We start from the raw sequence: 25,835 nt of genomic DNA, 5'->3' as shown, positions 1-25,835 counted from the left end.
GCACTCATGCATTTAAGTCATATTACGAATAATATCCTGTAAAAAGCATAGTCTTTTTACCTATACTAAGATTCATCAATTTATTTAAAAAATGACAGGAGATATTAATGGTTGTAATTAGCACATCTAAAGGTGATATTCATCTACAGTTAGATACAGAAAATACTCCAGCTACAGCAGAAAATTTTCTTAATTATGTGCGCAGCGGTTTTTATAATAATACAATTTTCCATCGTGTTATCGCAGGCTTTATGATTCAAGGTGGTGGACTTGACTCAGAGATGAAACAAAAATCAACTCGTGAGCCTATTAAAAACGAAGCTAAGAACGCTAAGCCCAATAAACGAGGTTCTATTGCAATGGCAAGAACTATGGATCCACATTCTGCAACAGCGCAATTTTTTATTAATGTCGCTGATAATGCATTTTTGAACTACAGTGGTGATCATATGCAAGGATATGGATATTGTGTATTTGGTGAGGTAGTTGAGGGTATGGACGTTGTAGATGCGATTGCTAAAGTAAAAACTGGGCAACGTATGGGACACGCTGATGTACCCGATGAAGAAGTGAGTATTATCGAAGTTAAAGAAGTCTAAGAGTGATTTTTAGCCTGGGTGAAGCGAAGCGGAACCCGGGTTTTGCTAACGGTTTTTCCCTCATTTCGCCTCACCCAGGCTATATTTCTACAGTTCTGTTTGTCCTACGATTTTCGCTTCCGTTTTTTGATACTTTCTGAATAGTCAAATATCGGTATTTCAATGTGGAAAAAAATGGCTATAAGTCGAGCACTAAAAATACTGATTAGTGTAATAATCACATTGAGATTTTCTGAAATCTCAAAATAGTGAAGGGTGGTAAACAGTACCGCACCTGCCAAAGCAATTACTGCGTAAAGTTCTTTTCTTAATACCAAAGGAATGTCGTTGCATAGAATATCACGTAACATACCACCACAAATACCGGTAATCATGCCACTAATGACGGCAATGCTGGGTGATAAACCATGGTTGAGTACTTTTTGAGTACCAATAATCACAAATGTAGACAATCCCAATGCGTCGAGGATTAAAAATATTTTCATGATTCGAATCAATGAATGTGCAATAAATATAGTCAGGAATGCACATACTGATGTGTATAATAAATATTCAGGATGAATAACCCAAGTTAGAGGGTACGTGTTAAATAGGGCATCTCGTACAGTGCCACCACCTAATGCAGCAATGCTTGCAATCAACATAACTCCAAAGAAATCCATTTTTTTACGACCAGCCGCTAAGGCGCCAGTGATTGCTTCAACACAAATACCAATGATGAAAAGACAATGGAGTAACATATAAACTCAGTGTGTTTTTAAAATGCAATGATATCACTATTGGGCCAAATGGCGAAATATATAGAAAGGAGTTCTTTTGCAAAATGTGTATTATCAAACAAATTTTGATTTTTGGCTCTATATCAATAAATAAAGATGCCGCTGCCAAAGGCTTGATGAGTCAGGTTCGAATGGTTATTAATTGTTAAATTACCCTATCTTTAAACATGAATTGCCGATGACGGTCATTATGTCTTTCTGACTCTCTTATAAAGAGCCGTTTTATTATGTTTGGTGTGAATGACTAAAATGTTTGAGCGAAGCCAAAGCTAGATCAATAATTTTTTTAGACTGTTCTTCGTCTGCATTAATTAGGCTGACATCATTGATTAATTCAATTAAAAAATTGGGTATTTCTTGTTCTGGAAGCATTTCATTATAAAGACAGGAAGCTTTAGTAAAAATATAGTGAAGTAAATTTTTACTAATGCATACTTTTTCTTGGGCAATTCCTTGGTCATTATGAGAGCCGCCAAATAACAACCACCCTGGTGAAACATGAAGTTTCGCTGCGATTTCTATCAGTTTAACAGGATCAGGAATGGCTTCGCCGCGAAGATACTTGCGGCATATTTGTAACGAATAGCCGGTAATTTCCGACAATTTATGAATGCAAACTCCCGAAGTAGATCGTTGTGAATTAAATCCTGCCGCGATCATGGCATCACGCAGGCGATCAGCGAACTGCTTTGCCAGGTTGATTTTTTCCATGGTGTATAGAGCTCCAATTTAAGAGTAAATAAATTATAATCAATAGAAACGAAACATGCAAAATATTATAATATGCGAAACCATTGGTTTCTAATGGAAACCGATTGTTGACAAAAATGGCAAACGAAGTATAATGCCAGAGAAACCTATGGAAAGGTTATCAGCCCCAAAAGGAACAGTGATGTACGATGGAACAAATATCACAGTATAGTCCAATCGAGAAAAAGTGGTATGACTCGTAGCAGTTTACCTCGCAATATCATGGCTTGAATGGTTCCCCTCCATTTGAGCCTATCTATGACCCTTTAAAAATATCAAACAGGGGCTTACAACATACTTACAAGTGCCTTTATATGGACGTAAACTGTCATTCTCTTAAAAATAAAATCAGGACTTACGAAAAACCCCAATCTCTTTGTTAAAAAATGTTTTTAATTCGGTCATTTAGTCTATCTAAACTCCCTCATTAAAAACATTTTTTGCCTCGACCTTGAGATTTTTCGTAAGTCCTGAAAATGTAGCTTGGAAAGGCCATTGTGCAATTTTAACTCGATCACGATAGATTCATCCGTTTTTTCTAGGTAAATGATTGCTTTGTAATATAACCTTATTATATACTTCCCCACATTGGGTATGCAGGTCGTTTTATAGGCACGTAGCTCAGTGGTAGAGCACCACCTTGACATGGTGGTGGTCGGTGGTTCGATCCCACTCGTGCCTACCATGCAACTAAATCGTATTCCAGGAGCCCCGCTTTCATTTGGGATGATGCTTAAGATTGACTCCTTTTAAATTAAGGTTTAAGCCCTGCCATGCAGGGTTTTTTTTTGAAAAGAAGTGCTTACGGATAAAATTATGCCAAACATTAAATTGCCGGATGGAAGTATAAAACATTTTGAAGCGCCTTTAACTGTTTATGATGTAGCTCATAGCATAAGTCCTGGGTTAGCTAAAGCGGCTATAGCAGGCCGCATCAATGATCGCTTAGTCGATACTTCTTTCCTTATTGAGAATGATTGTGCATTAGTCATCCTTACAGAAAAACAAGATGAAAGCCTTGAAGTGATTCGCCACTCTACAGCGCACTTATTAGCGCAAGCAGTTAAAAGTCTTTTTCCAACAGCGCAGGTGACTATAGGCCCTGTTATCGAAGATGGCTTTTATTATGACTTCGCCTTTCAAAGACCTTTTACGCCAGAAGATTTAGAGTCAATCGAAGCGAAAATGATGGAATTAGCCAAAGCGAATTACCCCGTAACACGTAGAGAGTTACCCCGTGACGAGGCAATTAAATATTTCAAGGGTATTGGCGAGGAATACAAAGCCAAGATTATTGCTGATATTCCTAAAGATGAAGTGTTGTCTTTGTACAAGCAAGGCGATTTTGAAGATCTTTGCCGTGGTCCTCATGTTCCTTCCACGGGATTTTTAAAGGCATTTAAGCTGACTAAATTAGCAGGTGCTTACTGGCGTGGTGACTCCAATAACGAAATGTTGCAACGCATTTATGGTACTGCCTGGGCTGATAAAAAATCCTTAACCGACTATTTATTCCGTCTTGAGGAAGCTGAAAAACGCGATCATCGTAAATTAGGCAAGAGCTTAGAGTTATTCCATTTCCAGGATATTGCTCCTGGAATGGTATTTTGGCATCCCAAAGGTTGGACAATTTATCAAGAGCTTGAACGCTATATGCGTCATCGTCTGGTTGATTTTGGTTATCAAGAAATTAAGACCCCTCAATTAGTTGATAGGATTCTTTGGGAAAAATCAGGTCATTGGGCTAATTTTAGAGATGAAATGTTCGTTACCGAAACTGAAAATCGTCACTATGCTGTTAAGCCTATGAATTGCCCATGCCATGTGCAAGTATTCAATCAAGGTTTAAAAAGTTATAGAGATTTGCCATTAAGATTGTCTGAGTTTGGTAATTGTCATCGTTGTGAACCCTCTGGTGCATTGCATGGTTTGATGCGTGTCCGTAATATGGTTCAAGACGATGCTCATATCTTTTGTACTGAAGATCAAATCCAATCAGAAGTAGCGATGATGCTCGAATTGGTTCAATCCGTATATGCTGATTTTGGTTTTAAAGAAATTAAATATCGATTGGCATTACGTCCTGAAAAACGAGTTGGTAGTGATGATGTATGGGATAAAGCAGAGGCTGCTTTAAAACAAGCAATGAAAGATCGCAATATAGAATGGGTTGATGCGCCAGGTGAAGGTGCTTTCTATGGACCTAAAATTGAGTGCTCTTTGGCTGATTGTTTAGGCAGAATTTGGCAGTGTGGAACCATACAAGTTGATTTTTCGATGCCGGGTCGTTTGGATGCTTCATATGTTGCTGAAGATGGTAGCAAACAAATTCCTGTTATGTTGCATCGTGCAATTTTAGGCTCTTTTGAGCGTTTTATGGGGATTTTGATAGAACATTACGCAGGGAAGTTTCCCTTATGGTTGTCCCCTGTACAAGCGATTGTGCTCACAATTAGTGAAAAACAGAATGAGTATGCCCAAAAGGTAACTCAAATTTTGCAAAAAAGAGGTATTCGGGCCAACTATGACTTGAGAAATGAGAAAATTGGCTTTAAAATTCGTGAACATACTTTACAAAAAGTACCTTATCTCTTAGTGATAGGGGATAAAGAAGTTGAATCAAACCAAGTCGCAGTGCGTTCTCGCGAAGGAACAGACTTGGGTGTGATGACAATAGATACAATTTGTGATACCTTGGCGCAAGAAATTGCTCGGAAAGGATCAATTCCTAATTAACAAGCAGGGGGGGTTAAACCATTAGTGCACCAACTAAGCGTGAAAATGATCGCGCACGAATTAATGAACAGATCAATGTACCTGAGGTACGCTTAATTGATGTCGATGGTAATCAGGCAGGAATTGTCTCAACACGTGAAGCCCTGCGTGCAGCGGAAGAAGGTGGCTTGGATCTGGTTGAAATATCGCCTACAGCCAAACCTCCAGTATGCCGGATCATGGATTATGGCAAGTTTCTCTTTGAACTGAGTAAAAAACAAGCTGAAGCAAAGAAAAAGCAAAAGCAAATTCAGGTCAAAGAATTGAAATTCCGTCCTACGACGGAAGATGGGGATTATCAGGTCAAGCTACGCAACCTGATCCGTTTCCTAAATCATGGTGATAAAGTCAAAATTACGCTGCGTTTTCGTGGTCGTGAAATGGCTCATCAAGAACTGGGTATGAAGATTCTTGAGCGTTTACAGCAAGATACCGCTGAATTTGCTGTTGTAGAACAGCAAGCAAAACGCGAAGGAAGACAATTACTGATGGTTTTATCACCCAAAAAAACCAAGTAGCTGAAATCAAATGCGGAGTACATTGTTATGCCGAAGTTAAAGTCACATCGCGGAGCGTCTAAACGCTTCCGTAAGACAGCAAGTGGCGCGATTAAACGTCGTGGCGCTTATAGAAACCATATCCTCACCAAAAAGTCTACTAAGGCAAAGCGTCATTTGCGTGTAGAGGCTGGTACTTTAAAGCCATGCGATGCACGTTTGGCAGAACGCATGTTGCACGGTAGTTAAGGGGGGAATGAAGAATGCCAAGAGTTAAACGTGGTGTGACAGCGAAAGCGCGTCACAAGAAAGTTTTAGACCAAGCAAAAGGTTATTACGGAGCCCGTAGCCGAACCTACCGCATGGCAAAACAAGCAGTAATCAAAGCGGGTCAATATGCTTATCGCGATCGACGTCAGAAAAAACGTCAATTTCGTGCATTGTGGATTACGCGTATTAATGCACAAGCTCGTGAGTGCGGATTATCATACAGCCGTTTAATTGATGGGTTGAAAAAAGCATCAATTGATCTGGATAGAAAAGTATTGGCTGATCTAGCTGTTCATGACAAAATAGCTTTTGCTGCAATTGCTGAACAAGCTAAAGCTGCATTAGCAAAATAATCTTTATAAAGTATCGATAATTATTGTAGCCCGGTTCCACTAACTTGCAGCCAGGCTACACGTTAGTTTAAGAACACTAGCTTAAAGATGAAATTTATTTTAAGGAGGCTGCGGCCTCCTTTTTACTTGTGGGTATAATTATGCAGGATATCATCACCATACAAGAGCAGGCTTCTGAAGCAATTAACAATGCACAAGATGTATCTGAATTAGAATCAATTCGCGTTGATTTTCTAGGCAAGAAGGGCAAGCTGACTGAAATTTTAAAAGGACTTGCTCACTTATCCGCCGAAGACAAACCTAAAGTAGGTCAATTAGTAAATCAGGCAAAACGTGAAATCAGTGCATTGATTGAAACAAAAATGCTTGAACTCAAAGAAAAGCAATTACTAGAAAAACTTTCAGCAGAACGTATTGATGTGACTCTTCCAGGACGGAAGAAAGAGGGTGGTTCATTGCACCCTGTAACTCAAGTAAAACATAGAATTAATGAGTTTTTTAGTCGTATGGGTTTTGACATTGTTGACGGCCCGGAAATAGAAACTGAATTTTATAATTTCGAAGCGTTGAATATTCCTGGACATCATCCAGCACGTGCAATGCATGATACCTTTTATTTTGGTGATGGTCGTTTATTGAGAACGCATACGTCTCCAGTACAAATTCGTGCTATGGAACAACGTAAACCTCCTTTTCGTTTAATTGCTCCAGGGCGTGTCTATCGTTGCGATTCAGATTTAACCCATACACCTATGTTCCATCAAGTTGAGGGGTTGTTAATTGACAAGCAGGCTACTTTAGCCAGTTTAAAAGGCTTGCTCCAAGATTTATTCGCAGATTTCTTCGGTCGAAAATTGGCATTGCGGTTTAGACCCTCCTATTTCCCGTTCACTGAGCCATCTGCAGAAGTTGATATTGAATGTACCCAATGCAGTGGTAAAGGATGTCGTTCTTGTAAGTTTACTGGATGGCTTGAGGTTTTAGGCTGTGGCATGGTGCATCCTAATGTACTTAAGGCCGTGAATATTTCCCCTGATGAATATCAAGGTTGGGCGTTTGGCATGGGGTTGGATAGATTAGCAATGTTGTATTATGGAATAGATGACTTACGGATGATGTTTGAAAATGATCTTACTTTTTTAAATCAATTTTAAGATATTTTGCACTGTTGATCTGTTGTTTTCAGTATTATGGTTCGGTATCCGAGTGAAGCTCTGCGAACCTAATAAAAAGTTTAATCAGGTGGTAAGGACTATAAATGAAATTAAGTAAATTATGGTTACGTGAATGGGTAAATTACTCATTAACTGAACAAGAATTAGCAAGTCAACTGACTATGGCTGGCCTGGAAGTAGATGCGGTGAGTCCAGTAGCAGGAGAGTTTACTCATGTAATCGTTGCTGAAGTTCTTAGTACCAAACCTCATCCCAATGCAGATAAATTAACTGTTTGTGAAGTCAATGCAAACATGGATAAACCGCTGCAAATTGTTTGCGGTGCTTCCAATGTAAGAGCTGGATTAAAAGTAGCTTTGGCTATGATTGGTGCACGCCTGCCGGGAGGTTTTAATATCAAAGAATCCAAATTGCGTGGCGAATTATCTCAAGGTATGCTCTGTTCGGTCACCGAGCTAGGTATGGCAGAGCAATCTGAAGGCATCATGGAATTGGAAAGTGATGCGCCTGTGGGTATGGATCTGTGCGAATATTTGACTCTGGATGATCATATTTTTGATATAGATTTAACTCCCAACCGAGCTGATTGTTTTAGCGTTTTAGGTATCGCTCGCGAAGTAGCCGTGTTAAACAAATTGCCCTTATTAGAAAAATCAATTCCTGAACTGACGCCCAGTATCGATGATGTATTACCAATACAGTTAAAAAGTCCTGAGGCTTGTCCGCGATACTGTGGTCGAGTAATTCGTAATATAAATCCTAAAGCAACTACCCCTTTATGGATGAGTGAGCGCTTACGTCGCAGCGGTATTCGTACTTTGCATCCGATTGTGGATGTTATGAATTATGTAATGATTGAATTAGGCCAGCCTATGCATGCTTTTGATTTAGCAACAATCAAAGGTGAAATAAATGTACGCTTTAGTAATAGTCAAGAACAGTTAACGTTGCTTGATGGTCAAGAATTAACATTAAATGAAAAAGTATTGGTTATTGCAGACAAAGAGAAACCTTTGGCAATGGCTGGTATCATGGGTGGAGAAGCAAGTTCGGTACAAGCACATACCCAAAACGTATTCTTAGAAAGTGCCTATTTTAATCCGATTGTTATTGCCGGAGTAGCAAGAAAATTTGGTTTGTTCAGTGATTCATCTCAACGTTATGAACGCGGCGTCGATCCATGCTTGCAAATGAAAGCTCTTGAACGAGCTACAGCATTAATTTTAGAAATTGCAGGTGGAGAAGTAGGGCCAGTTATTGAAGCTGATGATAACAAATATTTACCAGAAACGGTGAACTTTACTTTTGATACCGATAAAGTGAAAAAATTAACTGGGCTTAGTATTTCACTGCAAGAGATGAAAACATTATTAGAAGGGCTTGGTGTCGTAGTAGGAAAAGAGCACCATAATTTTCTTGATGTCACTATTCCTTCTCATCGTTTTGATATTCAACATGATGTCGATTTAGTTGAAGAAATCATCCGTCTTTATGGATATGATAATTTGCATGCTCAACCTACCACAACATTAGTGCAGGCAGGAACAACATGTGGTAATGAAGAAATAGCAGCGAAGCTTTCACACTGGTTCAGTAACAGAGGGTATCATGAAACGATAAGTTACAGTTTTGTTGATCCTGAATTACAACGTGAACTTTATCCACACAAAGAATTTATGCAATTGCTTAATCCAATTTCTTCGGAATTATCACAAATGCGTGCCGGGATGTGGCCAGGATTGATTGCATCAATGATTTATAATGTTCACCGCCAGCAAAATGCAGTTAAATTTTTCGAAATAGGTGTCGTTTTTGATTTGAACAAGGAACAACTTGTAGAGCGTCCTTGTATTGCAGGCTTGTTGATGGGAGAACAAGGTAGTGTCAATTGGAGTGAGCCTACTCGGGTTTTTGATTTTTTTGATTTAAAAGGTGATCTTCAATCTTTATTTGCGTCACTTAAATTAAAACAAGTCGAATTCGTAGCTGCTGTGCATGATGCATTACATCCTGGACAATCAGCTCAAATCAATATCGATGGGGTATTCGCCGGATGGATGGGGATGTTACACCCACGTTTGGCAGATGCATTAGATTTACAAGAGGATGTTTTGCTCTTTGAAATCAATTTAGCGGCATTAATTGGCCATGAAGCGCCACGCTATAAAACCATTTCAAAATACCCGCAAATTCGTCGTGATTTGTCATTCTTGGTCGATGCGGACATCAGCGTCATGCTGATTGAATCAGCGGTCCGAGAAACCATAAAAGAAAGCTGGTTAAAATCTTTTGATGTATTTGATGTGTACACAGGGGAAGGGATTCCTCAAGGAAAAAAAAGCCTTGCCGTTGCTATGACGTTACAAGATGAAAATCGTACTTTAGTCGATACAGAGATAAACTCTTTAATTAGTGCTATAATCAACATGTTAGAAAATAAATTTTCAATCATATTGAGGGAATAATCGTGAATGCACTAAGCAAAGCAATAATGGCAGAAACCCTGTGTGATGAATTAAATCTGTCCAAACCTGCATCAAAGGAAATGGTCGAGAATTTTTTTGAAGAGTTGCGGCATGCTCTTGAGCATGGGTATCACGTAAAATTATCAGGATTTGGTAATTTTACACTAAGGGATAAGCCACAAAGGCCCGGTAGGAACCCCAAAACCGGAGAGGAAATTCCGGTTGTAGCCAGGAGAGTTGTAACCTTTAAACCCGGTTTAAAGTTAAAAACAAAAATTGAATCTATAGGAAAGTAGTCCATTGGCTTATTACAATAAACATGTTCTCATCTGCACCAATCAAAAGGCGGCAGGCAAACAATGCTGCGCCAATGCTGGTGGTGAGCCTTATTTTGATTATATGAAATCACGACTTCTGGAACTGGAAATGCATGGTCCAGGTAAAGTTCGTGTAAGTAAATCAGGTTGTCTCGGGCGTTGCAGTTCTGGCCCATGTATTGTAATTTACCCTGAAGGCGTGTGGTACACTTATGCGTCTTTTGCTGATATTGATGAAATCATTGAAAAGCATTTAATTTCTGGCAATATTGTCGAGCAGTTATTAATTGACCGGGAATGAACAATATATCAAGTGTAGCCTGGATGTAGTGAAGCAGAACCCAAAATTAAAATTATGAAATGCTTGAATTTCTCAGGTTTTGCATTATCGAACTACTATTAATTTACTGGCAGTGCCGTTTTACTTCGCCCAGACTACACAATAGAACAAAAAATTATTGTGATTCTTGTTTGAAATTTGTTATATTTATGCGGATTTAATAATTGTATATAAATTTTTATCCTTTTTTACTTGTAGGATGTTTCTGTTTTGGTTAAAATCGCCCGTCCATGATAGAAGATTACCAATTTAGGCGGTTCGGAGTTCATTTAATGAAGACATTTAGTGCCAAAAGCCATGAAGTCAAACGTGACTGGTTAGTGGTTGATGCCAGCGACAAAGTTTTGGGTCGCTTAGCAAGTGAGATTGCTCGTCGTTTACGTGGCAAGCATAAAGCTGAGTATACCCCCCATGTTGATACTGGCGATTACATCGTAGTGACTAATGCGGAAAAGGTTATTGTGACCGGCCGTAAATTTACCAACAAGATGTACTATCGTCATACCGGATATCCTGGTGGAATAAAATCAGATAGTTTCGAAAAATTACAGGCTAGAAATCCTGTTAGAATTATCGAACTTGCTGTTAAAGGCATGTTACCAAAAAATCCTTTAGGTAGAGAGATGTATCGTAAGCTAAAAGTATATGCAGGCAACGAGCATCCACATACTGCACAGCAACCCAAGCAACTTGATATTGAGGAATAAGTATTATGGCTGAAGTGAAGCAATACTACGGCACAGGCCGTAGAAAAAGTTCAACAGCTCGTGTGTTTTTACGTCCAGGTAAAGGCGAGATCAAAGTAAATGGCCGTACTTTACAGGAATATTTCTGCCGTGAAACTTCTTGCATGGTTGTGATGCAGCCACTAGAAACCGTTGACCTTGTTGATAAATTTGATGCTTACATTACAGTATCTGGCGGTGGAGTTTCTGGCCAGGCAGGTGCTGTACGTTTAGGTATTGCAAGAGCATTAGTTGCGTACGATGAAGCAGGATTAGCAGAAGATGCTGAGCCTAGTCCAAATTCTGTTCGTAGAAGATTACGTGCACGTGGTTTATTAACTCGTGATTCACGTCGTGTTGAAAGAAAGAAAGTGGGCTTGCACAAAGCACGTCGTGCAACTCAATACTCAAAACGTTAATCGTTTATTGGTTAACGAACCCCGCTTTTGCGGGGTTTTTTATTTTGCATGTTTGGGGTAGGAGTAGTTTGTAACCTAGGTGCAGCCAGCGGAGCCCGGGGAATCCATACTGCCTTGCGACCCCGGGTTCCGCTTTGTTACATCCAGGCTATAACATTACATAAGCAAATGATATGGTGAATGAAAATACTGATCCTGATCGCGAGCAAGAGAAAAACGATCTTGTAGATGAAGGTCGTCGCCAATTTTTGTTAACTACAACATGTGTATTAGGAGGCATAGGTGCTTTATGTGCTTTAACTCCCTTTGTTGCTTCTTGGTTACCTAGCGCTAAAGCTCAAGCTGAAAGTGCGCCTGTACACGTCGATTTAAGTAAACTCGAGCCTGGGGAGCAGGCGGTTGTTGAATGGCGTGGAAAACCAGTATGGATAATTAGACGAACCAAAGAAATGTTGCAGCGTTTGACTATAGATTCTTCAAGATTGCGTGATCCCAATTCTGTGACGAGGCAGCAGCCTTCCTATGCAAAAAATGAGTTTCGTTCAATTAATCCAGAATACTTGGTTCTTATAGGGATTTGTACGCACCTGGGTTGTTCTCCAAAATACAAACCCAATCTAGGTGATTTAGGGCCTGACTGGCCAGGTGGTTTTTTCTGCCCTTGTCATGGTTCTGCTTTTGATCTTTCTGGCAGGGTTTTTAAAGATGTCCCTGCGCCAATTAATATGGAAGTACCACCATATTATTTTATCGATCAGCATACTCTTGTTATTGGCGAGGACAAGGCATAAATTCTATGCCTACATAATCTGTAATCCGGGTGCAGCGAAGTGAAACCCGGGATAATAAACAATAGGGTTTCCCCGGGTTTCGCTTCGCTGCACCTAGGCTAAAATGTACGATTGATAACAGATAAGGCTTGATTAAATGAATAGACTCCTCAAATGGCTCGATGAGCGTTTTCCTTTGATGAGCACCTGGAAAAATTATTTCAGTGCCTATTATCTTCCTAAGAATTTAAATTTTTTGTACTTCTTTGGTTCACTAGCGCTTGTCGTTTTAATCAATCAATTGATTACTGGTTTGTGGCTTACCATGTTTTATACTCCAAGCGCTGAGCAGGCTTTTGCATCTTTAGAATACATAATGCGCGATGTAAATTTTGGCTGGTTACTGCGTTATATGCATTCAACTGGCGCATCTGCTTTTTTTATTGTTATTTATTTACATATGTTCCGTGGCTTACTTTATGGCTCATATCAAAAACCACGTGAGTTGATTTGGCTTTTGGGAATGTGTTTATATATTTTACTTTTGGCTGGTGCATTTTTTGGTTATTTATTGCCTTGGGGACAAATGTCCTATTGGGGAGCAGAAGTAATCACCTCATTGCTTAGTGCTATTCCATATATTGGTGAAAGCCTTGTTGTTTGGCTCAGAGGAGATTACTCAGTGGGTAATGCTACGCTACAACGTTTCTTTGCACTACATGTAATTGCCATTCCATTCTTACTCGTTTTCTTGGTGTTCTTGCATGTTGTTGCCTTACATAAGGTCGGCTCTAATAATCCAGAAGGAATTGAGATCAAAAATAAATTAGATGCACAAGGCAAGCCTTTAGATGGAATTCCATTTCACCCATACTACATTGTTAAAGACTTAGTCATGGTGCTTGCTTTTCTTAGTTTATTTTTTGCGGTTGTATTTTTTGCCCCTGAAATGGGGGGGTATTTTTTAGAACATAATAATTTTGTACCCGCAAATCCGTTAATTACCCCAGATCATATTGCCCCCATGTGGTATATGTCGCCATTTTATGCCATGTTGCGGGCGGTACCGGATAAATTATTAGGAATTATCTGTATGGGATCTGCTTTATTACTCCTGTTCCTTTTACCTTGGCTTGATCGCAGTCCGGTTCGCTCAATGCGTTATAAAGGAAATTGCTCAAGGATTATGTTGTTTTTCGGTGTCACTGCGTTTTTGCTATTGGGTTATTTAGGAACAATTCCTGTAACTCCCATGCGTTTGTTTTTGGCCCGTGTCAGTACAGTATTTTATTTTGCATATTTTGTATTAATGCCTTTTTATACTCGTTTTGAAGCACCACGCCCGGTACCTTCTCGCCTGGGAGGGCAATGATGCGGATGCAAGGAGTTGTTTTTTACTTGGCTGTATGGTTTGGATGCGTCGCTTTAAATCCGGTCGGATGGACCTATCCTCTAAAAATCGATGTCCAAGACCAGGCTAGCTTACAAAGAGGTGCTAGACTATTTATGAATTATTGTTCTGGTTGTCACTCTTTAAAATATTTACGCTATAATCATATGGCCAAGGGGTTAGGGTTAATAGGATTTGATGGTCAAATAAATCAAGATTTATTAAAAAATAATCTGATTTTTACCCAAGCAACGATTAATGATCCAATTCGTATCGCCTTGCCTCCAGAAGATGCAAAACAATGGTTTGGGATAGTACCACCAGATTTATCTTTGATTGCTAGAGAGAAAGGGACGAAATGGCTCTATAGTTATCTAAATGGTTTTTATAAGGATGACTCTCGACAATTTGGTACAAATAATCATCTTGTTCCTGATGTTGCCATGCCCAATATTTTAGAAACATTGAATCATGATTTATCCGGTGGACAATTTGATACTAATTTACAGGATTTGGTGACTTTTCTTGCCTATGTTAGTGAACCAGTACAGTCACTGCGTCACTATTTAGGTTTTTTTGTAGTTGGTTTTTTATTGATTTTATTTATCGCCGCGTTGGGTTTAAAAACAATTTATTGGCGAAAAGTCGGTGTAAAGTAACCCAAAAAGGTAAAAATGTGGTAAAATGCGCGTTTTTGTGTGTGTGTACTTACCTTTGTTATAGGTTGAATTAAATAGGAGTTGCTCATGGCAATTGTTGCAAAGCGCACTATAATGTCTTTATTTTCTGATACAGACGATGTTTACAGCCATCAGGTTCGAATTGTGTTGGCTGAAAAAGGGGTAAATGTAGAAATTCTTGCTGCTAAGCAGGCTGAACCCAGCGCTGATCTGTTATCAGTTAATCCATATGGAACGGTTCCTACTTTAATTGATAGAGAACTTGTGCTTTATGAGCCACGTATTATCATGGAATATTTAGATGAGCGATTTCCTCATCCACCATTATTGCCTGTTTATCCTGTAGCTCGTGCTGAAACAAGAAAAATGATGCACAGGATAGAACATGATTGGTATTATTTAATGAACCGAATTTTAAGAGATGATAATGCGGATCAGGCCAGAGCAAATTTATTTGAAAGTTTAACTGCTCTTGACCCTGTATTTGCAGATAAATCTTATTTTTTGAGTGATGAGTTTTCTTTGTTGGATTGTGCATTGGCACCTTTATTGTGGCGTTTGCCTCGATTGGGAATTGAAATTGCACCGGAATTTAAAGGAATAATTGCTTACATGCAGCGCTTGTTCAAACGTGAATCGTTTCAAACAAGTTTGACTGACGCGGAGCGACAACTAAGAGCGGCATAATTATATGACAATGACATCAAACAAACCCTATCTAATTCGCGCTGCCTACGATTGGATAGTAGATAACGAATTAACCCCTTATATCATGGTTAATGCTGAATATACGGGAGTCCAGGTTCCAAGAGAGCATGTGAATCATGATCGTATCGTGTTAAATATTTCTCCAGCAGCAACTCGCGGTCTTTTATTAGAAAACGATCGAATCATCTTTACTGCACGTTTTTCAGGAAAAACAGAACAAATTTTTGTTCCACCAGGAGCAGTATTAGAAATCTACGCTAAAGAAAATGGTAGAGGCATTGCTTTTGCTGTTGAAGATGAAGAAGAACCGCCTCCAGCATCTTCTGGGACTTCTGGCGCTGAATCGGATGGCTCAACTGTTTCTAAAAGTAAACCTTCATTAAAATTAGTTAAGTAAATGGACGTAGCCTGGGCTTTTTAGCCTGGGTGAAGTGTAGCGAAACCTAGGTAAAGCGGTTTTATTTACATCCAGCAAATCCCCGGGTTTCGCTGTGCTTCATCAAGACTACGATACTACACTAGACTACTAAGAACGTGTTCGAAATAGTAGATTTGGAGCACAAGATGATCATGCCAGCAAATGCCCTTTATCGTTGTGAGCAAATTAGAGCGTGCGAGCAACAAGCTACCTCTTTATATCAATTAGATGAAAATACACTCATGTCCCGCGCAGGTGCAGAGGCATTTTTTCATATAGCAAAGCTTTATCCGAATGTGCGACATATTGCTATCTATTGCGGTGCTGGAAACAATGCTGGCGATGGATATGTTGTTGCCAGATTAGCGCATGAACAGGGTTTATTAGTCACGATTTATCAATGTAAGGCAGTGATTGATCTACCTTTTGCCGCGCAACATGCGGCGTTAATGGCTATAAATGCAGGAGTTGAGTGTCAAGCTGCAGATGAACCATTAGACAGCGAAGTCGAATTAATTGTTGACGCTCTTTTAGGGATTGGTTTGACTGGGCCTGTGCATGGGGTTATTGCATCAGCAATTAATCAGATCAATGCAAGTGGTCTACCTGTTGTGTCTTTGGATATACCCTCAGGCCTTAATGCAGATACAGGAAAGATAGAAAACTTTTGTGTTAAAGCCAACACGACTTTAACCTTTATTGCTCAAAAAAAAGGCATGTATACTGCCGATGGGCCGGATTATTGTGGTGAAATTCATAGTTGCTCTTTACAACTTGATTCGTGTGTGTCTCAATTGATTCCAGCTGCTCGCCTTTTAAGTTGGGATACCTTACCTTTACCCATTGCTAAACGTAAAAAGAATTCGCATAAGGGAAATTATGGCCATGTTTTAGTAATTGGTGGAGGGCCTGGAATGCCTGGAGCTATTAGTCTGGCTGCAAAAGCAGTAATGCGAACTGGTGCTGGTGCAGTAACAGTTGCAACGTGGCCGGAACATGCCAAGGGTGCTTTATCATTAATCCCCGAAGCTATGGTATGTGGTGTTGAAACTGCCCAAGATTTAAAACCACTCTTGGCTCAGGCCACAGTCTGCATTATTGGTCCAGGTCTAGGGGAAAGTGAGTGGGCTACTAACCTTTTTTTAACTGCAATTACATCACAATTGCCTATGGTAATTGATGCATCGGCGTTAAGATTGTTAGCTGAGAACCCACAACTGGATGATAATTGGATTTTAACACCACATCCAGGCGAAGCGGCTTGCTTACTTTCTTGCTCTACTGATTTGATTCAGAAGGATAGATACCAGGCAGCGGCAAACATCCAGAAACAATATGGCGGGGTCGTTGTATTAAAAGGGGCTGGTACTGTGATTCAAACAGCAGACAAAGATACCTCTGTTTGTCCTCGAGGTAATCCGGCCATGGCGAGTGCTGGTATGGGCGATGTATTAAGCGGTATTATTGCTGGTCTTTGTGCTCAAGGATATTCTTTATCTGAAGCCGCACAATGCGGTGTGTGGGCCCATGCGGTTGCGGGAGATCGAGTAGCAAAAAAATTAGGGGGGGCTGGTTTATTGGCCAGTGATTTATTTGATGTTTTACCTCATGTATTGAATTATCCTGAATGATGACAAATAATAAATTAGATGCCGTTATAACACTGGATTTACCTGATGAAACGGCGAGTGAACATTTTGCCTCTCAACTGGCTTCTTGTCTTTGTCCTTCTCTAATCATGACTTTTAGTGGTGATCTTGGGGCAGGAAAAACAACTATCATTCGCGCTATGTTGAGACATATGGGCGTTCAATCTACAATTAAAAGCCCAACTTTTTCTCTAGTAGAAAGTTATCTATGTAATCATCTAACCATACATCATTTTGATCTGTATCGCATACATCATGAGGAAGAGTTGGAATATCTTGGATTTCGAGATTATTTTACCCAAGAGAGTATTTGTTGTATTGAATGGGCTGAAAATGCAGGAGGAGCATTGCCACAAGTCGATATTCGTTTTAAGTTAGCTATTAAGGGGGCTGGACGTGAAATGCAAATTATGGCATTGAGCACAGCTGGGAAAAGAATTTTAGCGCGTCTTGCAGGTGAAATATGATATTTCGCTTATGGTTTTTTGTGGTACTGTTTCTCTGCTCAGTAACAACATTTGGTGCCCAACTGAAATCAATTGTTTTAAAACAACAAGGAAATCAAACTTCACTTTTTCTAACAATTAATGGTCCATTCACCCACAAAGTATTCTCGTTAAATAATCCTGAGCGAGTTGTATTGGACTTAAAAGAGACCCAATTGGCTGTAGATTTAAACCAATTGGGTTTAATCAATGGATTAGTCAGACAAGTTCGTAGCGGGCATTCTGAGCCTAGAACCTTGAGGCTTGTTTTTGAAGTTAATCAAAAAGTACAACTAAGATCTTCTCCATGGAAACCCAATGGCGCGTTTGGAGGCGTACGCGTTGATTTATTACATAGTGGTCATCTTGTTGCGCCAATTGCTGCAAGCGCTCCTCAAAAAGGATTGTCTGTAGCAGCGAAAACATACACAACACAGAAAATACAACAGGCAAAATTACCTGTAAAAATTGAAACAAAGCAGCTAACACGACCTATTTTAGCAAACCGACAGCCAATTAAGGTAAGTGCTAGGCCTTCTAAACTGCGTGATGTTATTGTTGTTTTGGATGCAGGACATGGAGGTAAGGATCCAGGAGCTAGAGGCCCACGCAACAGTCGAGAAAAGGACGTCGTATTAGCAATTACTTTGAAACTCAAACAATTAATAGATAGGCAACCAGGTATGCGCGCTGTGCTAACCCGTTCTGGAGATTATTATGTGGGTCTGCGCCAACGTCTGGACATTGCCAGAAAATATAATGGCGATGTATTTGTTGCGATTCATGCGGACGCATTTAATAATCCTCACTCAAATGGCGCCTCGGTATTTGCTTTATCGCAACGAGGTGCTACCAGTGAAGCAGCACGTTGGCTTGCAGAAAAGGAGAACTATTCAGAATTAGGAGGGGTGAATCTAGGAGATTTGGATGACCGAAATGGTGTAGTGCGTTCCGTTCTCATTGATTTATCACAAACTGCAACGATTAATTCCGGTTTGCAAATGGGAGGGCGTGTCTTAAATCAGCTCGGTAATTTCACTAATTTACATAATAATAAAGTGGAGCAGGCGGGGTTTGTCGTTTTGAAATCTGCGGATATTCCTTCGATTCTAGTAGAAACAGGATTTATTTCAAATCCTATTGAGGAACGTAATTTAACTAATCCAGCGTATCAAACTCGTTTGAGCCAGGCAATTTTTCAGGGCATTAAAGGATATTTCTGGGAAAATCCTCCTCACGGATCACGCATTGAAGCCATGACGACGAATAATGTCCATTTGGTTCGCGCTGGAGAAACCTTACCTGCTATTGCTGCGCGTTATCATGTTTCAGTGGCAGCCCTACAATCTACGAATCATTTGCGTGGAATCACTCGACTTAAGCCGGGGCAAAAACTGGTGATTCCTCCAGCATGGGCATAAGAATTCAACAATTACCGCCGCTCATAGCAAATCAAATTGCTGCGGGAGAAGTAATAGAGCGACCTGCGTCAGTAGTAAAAGAGTTACTGGAAAATTCTTTTGATGCAGGCGCAGATGCGATTACCATCGAAATAGGCTATGGTGGTCTCAATCAAATCAAGATCAGCGATAATGGAATGGGTATTGTGGCAGAAGATTTGCCATTGGCAATTGCTGCACATGCGACCAGCAAAATCAGCACCCTTGATGACTTATATTCAATTGATAGTATGGGATTTCGTGGTGAAGCATTAGCCAGTATTGCCTCTATAGCAAAAGTCACAATCAGTTCAAGACCTGAACACCAAGAGGCAGCAGCAATGCTACGAATACATGGTGTCGAGCGATCTATTACTCCCTGTGCTCGTAGTGTAGGAACTACGGTGGATGTTGTTGATCTATTCTTTAATGCACCTGTACGAAAACGATTTTTAAAAAGCGAAAAAGTGGAGTTTCAAGCGATAGAAACCACGGTAAAACGCTTTGCTTTAAGTGCTCCAGGCATTGCGCTTACGCTAAAACATAATGGAAAACAGGTTTTAGCGCTTCCAGCTGCAACCAATGAACAAACCCGTTTAACACGCATAAGCCGTATATTTGGCAGTGCTTTTGTTAAAGAATCAATTTATCTTGATGTGGAACATGGGGCCATGAAACTCTGCGGCTGGATAAGTAACTCTAATTTTCAGCGCAGTCAGAATGATCGATTGTGGGTTTATATTAATCAGCGGATGGTAAAAGACAAGCTAATTCACCAGGCGCTAAAGCAAGCGTATGATGGTTTATTATATCCTGGTCGCTTTCCTGCATGCGTATTGTATCTAATGATCAATCATGAAGAGGTCGATGTAAATGTGCATCCCACCAAGCACGAAGTCCGCTTTCAGCAGCCACGTTTAGTGTTTGATTTTTTTACCTCACAATTGACAGCGGCATTGAAGTCTAAAAAAGAAACAAGTGAAGAAGTGTCATATGTTTTAAGCGAACAGCAGCATCAAAATCAAACTCAAATGATTTATGAACCTTATCCCAAATTGGCGACGCCAAGTAAAAGCATTTATAATTTTGAAACAGAGTTATCTTGGGTCATTTTAAATAGCAGATACATTTTAGTATTCATAAATCAACTACCTTATGTTGTTGATATTGTGACTTTGTACCAGTGTCGAATGCAGGAACAAATACCTCAGTTGTGCTTCCCTTTCGCAAGTAGACCTTTATTAGTACCAATTCGTTATTCTTTTCCGAAAAAGCACCAAAGTAGAACTATGGAGTTAGTAGAGGGCCTCAAGCCGTTAGGTATAAATCTTGAGTGGACGGGAGCTAATGAAGTACTCATTCGTAGCATACCACTTTGTATGCCCTATTTAGATTTACGGTTATTCTTGGACTCTGTTGCTGCTTGTGATGTAATTAATCAGAATGTATTGCTTGATTTGATGAATCGAGCGCAAATATTTGATCCCAGACTTTTAAGTGTTGAGGAAAAAATGGAATTAAATGAACTGTTGCTGAATATTTATAGAGAGAACAATCAGCGGTCAGGATTATTTAAAGTATTAACAAATGAAGATTGTAAAAAAATTGTAGATGCATAGTTTGAGGCGTAATTAAATTAAAGAAATCGCATTGTGCCTATTTTATGGAGGGATTCCCGCCGTCGCGGGAATGACATACGATTGTTTTCAACAAAGCCGCCCATAAGAGAGAAGGAGTCCGTTAGGGAGGATGTAGGTATGATTAGGGGCATGACACGATAAAGAACACTCACCCTCTCCCTGGAGTGGGTAAGGAGATTCCTCATATTTAATAATATGACCACCGCTTGCTTTTTATTGAGATAATGAATGGGTAAATTAGTTTTTTGTTTGATGGGACCGACTGCCTCCGGCAAAACGGCTTTAGCTTGTGAATTAGTTACACGATATCCTTTTGAACTTATTAGTGTCGATTCTGCAATGATCTATCGGGATATGAATATCGGAACAGCCAAACCCACACCCCAAGAGTTACGAATTGCACCACATCATTTAATTGATATTAAAGATCCCATTGAGTCTTATTCTGCTGCTCAATTTTGTGCTGATGCTTTAGCTTTATGTGATGAGATTGACAAGCGAGGCAAAATCCCTTTACTTGTAGGGGGGACTATGATGTATTTTAATGCATTACAAAAGGGCCTATCAACTTTACCCGAAGCTAATCCGGTTATACGCCAGCAATTGGAAGATGAAGCCGCTTTATATGGTTGGCCTGTTCTCCATCAGAAGTTAGTAGGCATTGATTCTGAATCTGCTGCACGAATCCATGCGCATGATGCACAACGAATTCAACGTGCACTGGAAGTATATTATGTGACAGGTAAAACCTTATCTGCTTTTCTTGAGCAGGATAAGGAAAAGCCAGAACATCATTTTGTAAATTTTATTCTCTTTCCAGAGCAAAGGGCGTGGCTGCATGAACGTATTGCACAACGCTTTGATCATATGTTAGCCGAAGGCTTTATTGAGGAAGTAAAGCAGTTAAAGCAAAAATGGCATTTAACCATGAATTTACCTGCAATGCGTTGTGTAGGGTATCGACAAGCTCTTGAATTTCTTCAAGGCGATTACGATTACTCCATCATGCGTGATAAAGGTATTGCTGCTACCCGGCAATTAGCGAAACGCCAATTAACTTGGCTTAGGCATTGGGGAGATGCTTTTTTTTATGATCCACAAAATGAGGCTTTTCGCGATGAGATTATAGCGAAAATCGGGGAAATATTAGATAATCTTACCAAATAAGAGTTAAAGGAACATTATGTTAAAAGCTAAAAAAGAACCAGCAAGTACGAAAAAAAATTACGTAGTGCATCGTAATGAATTACCTCTGAGCTGTCCGACAAAAGATATGATATTATGGAACGCTCATCCAAAGGTTTATTTGCCAATTGAAAAAACTGGCGTAGAGGTTTGCCCTTATTGTGGTTCCCGGTTTGTTTTACAGAATGATTAAATCCATTTGTATTGTACGATTATCTGCACTAGGCGATGTTCTAATGGCGGTGCCACTCATTAGAACCTTGCAAGCGAATCTACCGCAAGCAAAGTTGACTTGGATTATTTCCAAACCTGCTTTTGATTTGGTAGAGGGGATGGATGGAGTAGAATTTATTTTAATTGATAAACCGAACAATATTGCAGATTATTGGCGCTTTAAAAAGCAAATGAAAGGACGTACCTTTGATGTATTATTAGCCCCGCAAGCGAGTCTAAGGACGAATTTACTCTATCCTTTTATCAAAGCGAAACGAAAAATTGGCTATGATGAGCATCGAGCGAATGATGCTCATGGCTTATTTGTAAATGAACGAATAACACCAGGTTTAGAGCACACCTTAGATGGGTTCTTGAAGTTTGCTCAATCTTTAGGAATAAAGGAGCGGGTTATTCGCTGGGATTTACCTATTACTTCTGCAGATTATGAATGGGCAGAACAACATTTACCAAAGCAAGGTCCGATTTTGGTGGTTAATCCCGCTGCAAGTAAACCGGAACGAAGTTGGCCTGTGGCTCGTTATATTGACGTGTTGCGAAGGGCTAGGGAAAAATGGAATGTACAGGTGATCATAACAGGTGGGCCAATTGATTTTGATAAGCACTTGGCGGACCAAATTACCCAAGTTATTCCTGCAATTAATCTCGTTGGCAAAACGAAACCCAAGCAATTATTGGCGCTTATCAGTAAAGCAACAGTTGTTCTTTGTCCTGATACAGGGCCTTCACATATGGCTACTGCTGTAAATACTCCAGTTATTGCATTACATGCGGTGACTAACCCCCTTATTTCGGGGCCTTATCTTTTTCAACATTTGGTTGTGAATCATTATCCTGAAGCGGCAGAAAAAATTTTAGGTAGTAAACGCATCGAAGATGTTTGGGGGCTGCATGTGCATGGTGACGAACCCATGCAACTGATTCCTGTCGATGAGGTGATGGAGAAGCTATCAATTATTTTAGATGGATATAAATCAACAGACTAATTGAGCTGACTTTCTTGTTGTCTGCATGCCGCGCGGCAAAACTTAACGCCTATGCCAAAGGAATTTACGACGAGGGAGCTCCTGCTTTGAACATTGTATTTTTATTCTAATGTCAAAACAGTTACTGAGTCCCCTCTCTGCGTTTAGGATGGCAATATTCTCGTGAGCGATTCTCACGTGGGTAAATCTGGACTCTGATTTAGTACTTAAAGGAACAGTTTGCACTATTCATAATAGATTCATTCTTAATATTCCTAAGTAAAAGAAGCTCTTCCTCCTCTTCTTTAGTTGAAGACCCATTAGGCATGCAATAACTCCAAAAGGAGGGGGCTGGCGCATTTGCAGGTTTAACATGGGTTGGCTCTTGGTCACAAAGACAGTCTTTTGAATTTTCAGATTTGTATTTGTTCATTTTTGCATGAGAGGACTCTCTCGGAGAACTTGCTTCCTGATATTGTTTTTTCTCTTGTTGTAAATGTTCCAGTGGTTGTTGTTTAAAGCGATAAACATTCATTAAAATCATGCACGCTTGGAAGATCATTAATGCAACACCGACGACAGGATTAAGAGTTAATCCTATAGCAACCAATAATCCTCCTGAAACCAGGATTGATCCAAGATTGTAAATCAGGCTCATCACCAGATTTTGATTTATATTGGACACGGTTTGTTTGGAGACAGCAAAAGCCGAGGCGATAGATAATAATGCTCCATTATGAATTACAATACCGGCTGCTTGTTGGGTTAAGATATCACTACCATCGGAAACCACCGCGATACCTAAGTCGCTGGCTGTAATTGCAGGAGTATCATTCCCAGCATCTCCTATCATGGCTACCTTATGACCTTTGCGTCTTAGGGCTTTAATATGGGATGTTTTTGATAGATGATTTTCGTTTCTTTTAAGAGAGCTTGCAACACAGTTGGCGTAAACTGTTTCAATGCCCAGTGCTTGAGCATAACGATGAGCCGTTTCTTCATCTGCTCCAGTGCATAAACAGATTTTTTTTCCTATTGCTTTTAATGCTCTAATAGTGCAGTACGCATCATCCCGCAGGGGATCTGTTATGACCAGAAATCCTATTGCCACTTTATTACGTGCTACATAGACTATTTGATCACCTGCTTGTAAGTTGGGGTGCTTGAAATTGAGTGGGATTTCAATTCCTTTTTCCTTCATTACAGTCATGCTGCCAATGACATAGTCTTTATTTTTTATCATCCCAGAAATTCCAGAATGATGAGTATGATCCAACAAATTTGCTTCAACGTTTTTAATCTCGACTTGATTTGCAAAAGAATAAATGGCCTTCCCTATAGGATGACTTGATTCCTTTTCAAGGGCAGCACAATAGGAAAGAAATTCTATTTCTGAAAGGTTACTTTCTTCAAACAAATACAGTTCTCTTACACTAGGGACTCCAGTAGTCAGGGTACCATTCAAATCAAAAATTACGGTGTCTATTTGTTCTGCTTGCTGTAGTATTTTGGCACTTTTAAATTGTACCCCATGCTCTGCTGCTTTATGCATCCCAGTTTTTACTGCTAGAGGCGTAATCAACCCTAAAGTACAAGGACATGCACTTACTAAAACAGACACAGCACATTGAATTGCCACGGCTGCAGGAAAAAAAACTCCAATAATTACGCCAGAAGCCGCTGCCAGTGCAATTACGGCTGGGATAAAATACGTGAGTAATTGCCCTGTTTTTATTTCAATAGGTGCTTTTTCCAATGCGGATATTTCTATTGCTTTGTCGAGTCGAGCCAAGTACGATTCGCTTTGTATTTTCGTAACACGTATTGCTAACGGTTTTTCATTGTCGGCTAGGCGCATGCCGGCGAGTACTTCAGTATGCGGAGGAAAATATTGTGGTAGGATTGCTCCTGTGTCAATTGTCTTGTAAATAAGGCTTTCATCCTCGCAAATGCCATCAAGAGGAATAATTTCACCCGGATATACAATAATTACATCATTTACATTGATCTTATCTATTTTAATTTCATCAAAATCTTGATTAGCTTTTTTTCTCACTGATTTTGGGGCTCTGTCCTGGAATTTTGCTGTACCAATTTTTTCTTTAATGGTTTCTTCTATGGCAATTCCTATATGTCTAAAACCATAAATAAGCAAACCGGCTTCAAACATCATGGGAAGCCAGGGGACAAATAGCGAGGCAAAGGATACGACTAATATGGAGGCGGTACTGAGCGCAAATAAGCTATCCATAGTTAACGTTTTAGCCTTGGTTAGTTTGATCCAGGCGTCGTAATAGGAATTTGCGCCTAAGATTAAAGTTAATAAAGTACTAAAAACAGCAAGTGAACCCATCACTGCTAATGGAAGCCCACTCGTTGCGAGGCAAATGATGAGCACGACAAGCCCTGATACACACCCAACCCCACCAAGAAACCAATGCGATGTAAAAAAGCTTTTGGCTTTCTCCAAATTATTGGGTTGCTGATTTTTTACTTGAGCCTCTTCGCTGGGTTCTTCATTTATTGGTCGATATCCAAATTCTCTACAACTAAATAGTTCATCGATATAGCCTTTTACTTCGGTCCATACTTCATATGGGTCATCATGTTCTTGATCTTCCTCTAGAGTAATTATTGCCCTTTTAGGATCAGGTGTGGTGACATCTACATGGAACCCTTTGAATCTGCCCTCGAGTTTTTCTTTTAAGTAGTTCTCAAGAGTTTTACTACAGCTGATACAGGTCATTCCGTCGACATAAAAAGTATAGGTTTTAAATTTGGACATATTGGCTCGTTGATTAAGGTTAA

26 protein-coding genes and 1 tRNA gene are annotated in these 25,835 nt (G+C 39.8%); 24 read left to right on the top strand and 3 right to left on the bottom strand.

What is annotated here, in order from left to right:
* Positions 1–107: 107 nt before the first annotated feature.
* Positions 108–599: a peptidylprolyl isomerase gene (locus DGG96_RS15755; protein WP_110143598.1), complete on the top strand. Its 492-nt coding sequence runs from the start codon at positions 108–110 to the stop codon at positions 597–599.
* A 104-nt stretch (positions 600–703) separates the two neighbouring features.
* On the opposite strand, the gene DGG96_RS15750 is transcribed toward DGG96_RS15755, so the two are convergent.
* Both DGG96_RS15750 and DGG96_RS15745 read right to left on the bottom strand, forming a co-directional pair.
* Positions 704–1,339, bottom strand: coding sequence for a trimeric intracellular cation channel family protein (locus tag DGG96_RS15750; protein ID WP_110143597.1), 636 nt, complete (start codon positions 1,337–1,339; stop codon positions 704–706).
* Positions 1,340–1,603: 264 nt separating this feature from the next.
* Entirely contained in the window at positions 1,604–2,089 is a 486-nt protein-coding gene (locus DGG96_RS15745) for a helix-turn-helix domain-containing protein (protein ID WP_110143596.1), read from the bottom strand.
* Between the two features lie 649 nt (positions 2,090–2,738).
* Between DGG96_RS15745 and DGG96_RS15740 the strand changes: the two genes are divergently transcribed.
* From DGG96_RS15740 to DGG96_RS15630, 23 genes are all read left to right on the top strand, one after another.
* Positions 2,739–2,813: transfer RNA gene (locus DGG96_RS15740), tRNA-Val, on the top strand.
* A 131-nt stretch (positions 2,814–2,944) separates the two neighbouring features.
* Positions 2,945–4,864 (top strand): threonine--tRNA ligase, encoded by a 1,920-nt coding sequence (thrS, locus tag DGG96_RS15735; RefSeq protein ID WP_110143595.1) that lies wholly within the window; start codon positions 2,945–2,947, stop codon positions 4,862–4,864.
* Positions 4,865–4,884: 20 nt separating this feature from the next.
* Complete coding sequence (gene infC, locus DGG96_RS15730) at positions 4,885–5,421, top strand: translation initiation factor IF-3 (protein ID WP_110143594.1); 537 nt, start codon at positions 4,885–4,887, stop codon at positions 5,419–5,421.
* A gap of 27 nt (positions 5,422–5,448) precedes the next feature.
* Complete coding sequence (gene rpmI / locus DGG96_RS15725) at positions 5,449–5,649, top strand: 50S ribosomal protein L35 (protein WP_019234612.1); 201 nt, start codon at positions 5,449–5,451, stop codon at positions 5,647–5,649.
* Between the two features lie 14 nt (positions 5,650–5,663).
* Positions 5,664–6,023, top strand: coding sequence for a 50S ribosomal protein L20 (gene rplT, locus DGG96_RS15720; RefSeq protein ID WP_058468783.1), 360 nt, complete (start codon positions 5,664–5,666; stop codon positions 6,021–6,023).
* 140 nt (positions 6,024–6,163) lie between these two features.
* Complete coding sequence (gene pheS, locus DGG96_RS15715; protein ID WP_110143593.1) at positions 6,164–7,177, top strand: phenylalanine--tRNA ligase subunit alpha; 1,014 nt, start codon at positions 6,164–6,166, stop codon at positions 7,175–7,177.
* Positions 7,178–7,281: 104 nt separating this feature from the next.
* The gene (pheT, locus tag DGG96_RS15710; RefSeq protein WP_110143592.1) at positions 7,282–9,663 is read left to right on the top strand and encodes a phenylalanine--tRNA ligase subunit beta; all 2,382 of its coding nucleotides are present in this window, start codon (positions 7,282–7,284) and stop codon (positions 9,661–9,663) included.
* Positions 9,664–9,665: 2 nt separating this feature from the next.
* Positions 9,666–9,959 carry an integration host factor subunit alpha gene (locus DGG96_RS15705; protein ID WP_165831631.1) on the top strand — a complete coding sequence of 98 codons (294 nt, stop codon included), beginning with the start codon at positions 9,666–9,668 and terminating at the stop codon, positions 9,957–9,959.
* 4 nt (positions 9,960–9,963) lie between these two features.
* Positions 9,964–10,281, top strand: coding sequence for a (2Fe-2S) ferredoxin domain-containing protein (locus DGG96_RS15700; RefSeq protein ID WP_110143590.1), 318 nt, complete (start codon positions 9,964–9,966; stop codon positions 10,279–10,281).
* A 311-nt stretch (positions 10,282–10,592) separates the two neighbouring features.
* Entirely contained in the window at positions 10,593–11,027 is a 435-nt protein-coding gene (gene rplM, locus DGG96_RS15695) for a 50S ribosomal protein L13 (protein ID WP_028380713.1), read from the top strand.
* A 5-nt stretch (positions 11,028–11,032) separates the two neighbouring features.
* On the top strand, positions 11,033–11,464 hold the full coding sequence (gene rpsI, locus DGG96_RS15690) for a 30S ribosomal protein S9 (RefSeq protein ID WP_110143589.1): 432 nt from the start codon (positions 11,033–11,035) through the stop codon (positions 11,462–11,464).
* A gap of 173 nt (positions 11,465–11,637) precedes the next feature.
* Positions 11,638–12,255, top strand: coding sequence for a ubiquinol-cytochrome c reductase iron-sulfur subunit (gene petA, locus DGG96_RS15685; protein WP_110143588.1), 618 nt, complete (start codon positions 11,638–11,640; stop codon positions 12,253–12,255).
* A gap of 136 nt (positions 12,256–12,391) precedes the next feature.
* Positions 12,392–13,606 carry a cytochrome b gene (locus tag DGG96_RS15680; protein ID WP_110143587.1) on the top strand — a complete coding sequence of 405 codons (1,215 nt, stop codon included), beginning with the start codon at positions 12,392–12,394 and terminating at the stop codon, positions 13,604–13,606.
* Positions 13,606–14,283, top strand: a complete 678-nt coding sequence (locus DGG96_RS15675) for a cytochrome c1 (protein ID WP_110143586.1) — start codon at positions 13,606–13,608, stop codon at positions 14,281–14,283. The genes DGG96_RS15680 and DGG96_RS15675 overlap by 1 nt, the downstream gene beginning before the upstream one ends.
* 87 nt (positions 14,284–14,370) lie before the next feature.
* Positions 14,371–14,991, top strand: a complete 621-nt coding sequence (gene sspA / locus DGG96_RS15670) for a stringent starvation protein SspA (RefSeq protein WP_058468774.1) — start codon at positions 14,371–14,373, stop codon at positions 14,989–14,991.
* Positions 14,992–14,995: 4 nt separating this feature from the next.
* On the top strand, positions 14,996–15,409 hold the full coding sequence (locus DGG96_RS15665) for a ClpXP protease specificity-enhancing factor (RefSeq protein WP_110143585.1): 414 nt from the start codon (positions 14,996–14,998) through the stop codon (positions 15,407–15,409).
* 173 nt (positions 15,410–15,582) lie between these two features.
* Entirely contained in the window at positions 15,583–17,061 is a 1,479-nt protein-coding gene (locus tag DGG96_RS15660; protein WP_110143612.1) for an NAD(P)H-hydrate dehydratase, read from the top strand.
* Positions 17,061–17,546, top strand: a complete 486-nt coding sequence (gene tsaE, locus DGG96_RS15655) for a tRNA (adenosine(37)-N6)-threonylcarbamoyltransferase complex ATPase subunit type 1 TsaE (protein WP_407656345.1) — start codon at positions 17,061–17,063, stop codon at positions 17,544–17,546. Before DGG96_RS15660 ends, tsaE begins: the two co-directional genes overlap by 1 nt.
* On the top strand, positions 17,543–18,985 hold the full coding sequence (locus DGG96_RS15650; RefSeq protein WP_110143583.1) for an N-acetylmuramoyl-L-alanine amidase family protein: 1,443 nt from the start codon (positions 17,543–17,545) through the stop codon (positions 18,983–18,985). Before tsaE ends, DGG96_RS15650 begins: the two co-directional genes overlap by 4 nt.
* Positions 18,976–20,622, top strand: a complete 1,647-nt coding sequence (gene mutL, locus DGG96_RS15645) for a DNA mismatch repair endonuclease MutL (RefSeq protein ID WP_110143582.1) — start codon at positions 18,976–18,978, stop codon at positions 20,620–20,622. The genes DGG96_RS15650 and mutL overlap by 10 nt, the downstream gene beginning before the upstream one ends.
* Positions 20,623–20,871: 249 nt before the next feature.
* Positions 20,872–21,810 carry a tRNA (adenosine(37)-N6)-dimethylallyltransferase MiaA gene (gene miaA, locus DGG96_RS15640; RefSeq protein ID WP_110143581.1) on the top strand — a complete coding sequence of 313 codons (939 nt, stop codon included), beginning with the start codon at positions 20,872–20,874 and terminating at the stop codon, positions 21,808–21,810.
* Positions 21,811–21,826: 16 nt separating this feature from the next.
* Positions 21,827–22,021, top strand: a complete 195-nt coding sequence (locus tag DGG96_RS15635) for a zinc-finger domain-containing protein (RefSeq protein ID WP_058468769.1) — start codon at positions 21,827–21,829, stop codon at positions 22,019–22,021.
* Positions 22,014–23,048: a glycosyltransferase family 9 protein gene (locus DGG96_RS15630; protein WP_110143580.1), complete on the top strand. Its 1,035-nt coding sequence runs from the start codon at positions 22,014–22,016 to the stop codon at positions 23,046–23,048. The genes DGG96_RS15635 and DGG96_RS15630 overlap by 8 nt, the downstream gene beginning before the upstream one ends.
* Before the next feature lie 199 nt (positions 23,049–23,247).
* Here DGG96_RS15630 and DGG96_RS15625 read toward each other — a convergent pair whose 3' ends face one another.
* Positions 23,248–25,812 carry a heavy metal translocating P-type ATPase gene (locus DGG96_RS15625; protein WP_110143579.1) on the bottom strand — a complete coding sequence of 855 codons (2,565 nt, stop codon included), beginning with the start codon at positions 25,810–25,812 and terminating at the stop codon, positions 23,248–23,250.
* Positions 25,813–25,835 lie beyond the last annotated feature (23 nt).

It is taken from the genome of Legionella qingyii (genome assembly GCF_003184185.1).
Note: the sequence above shows the minus strand (reverse complement) of the source record. Positions and strands in the feature narration are given on the sequence as shown.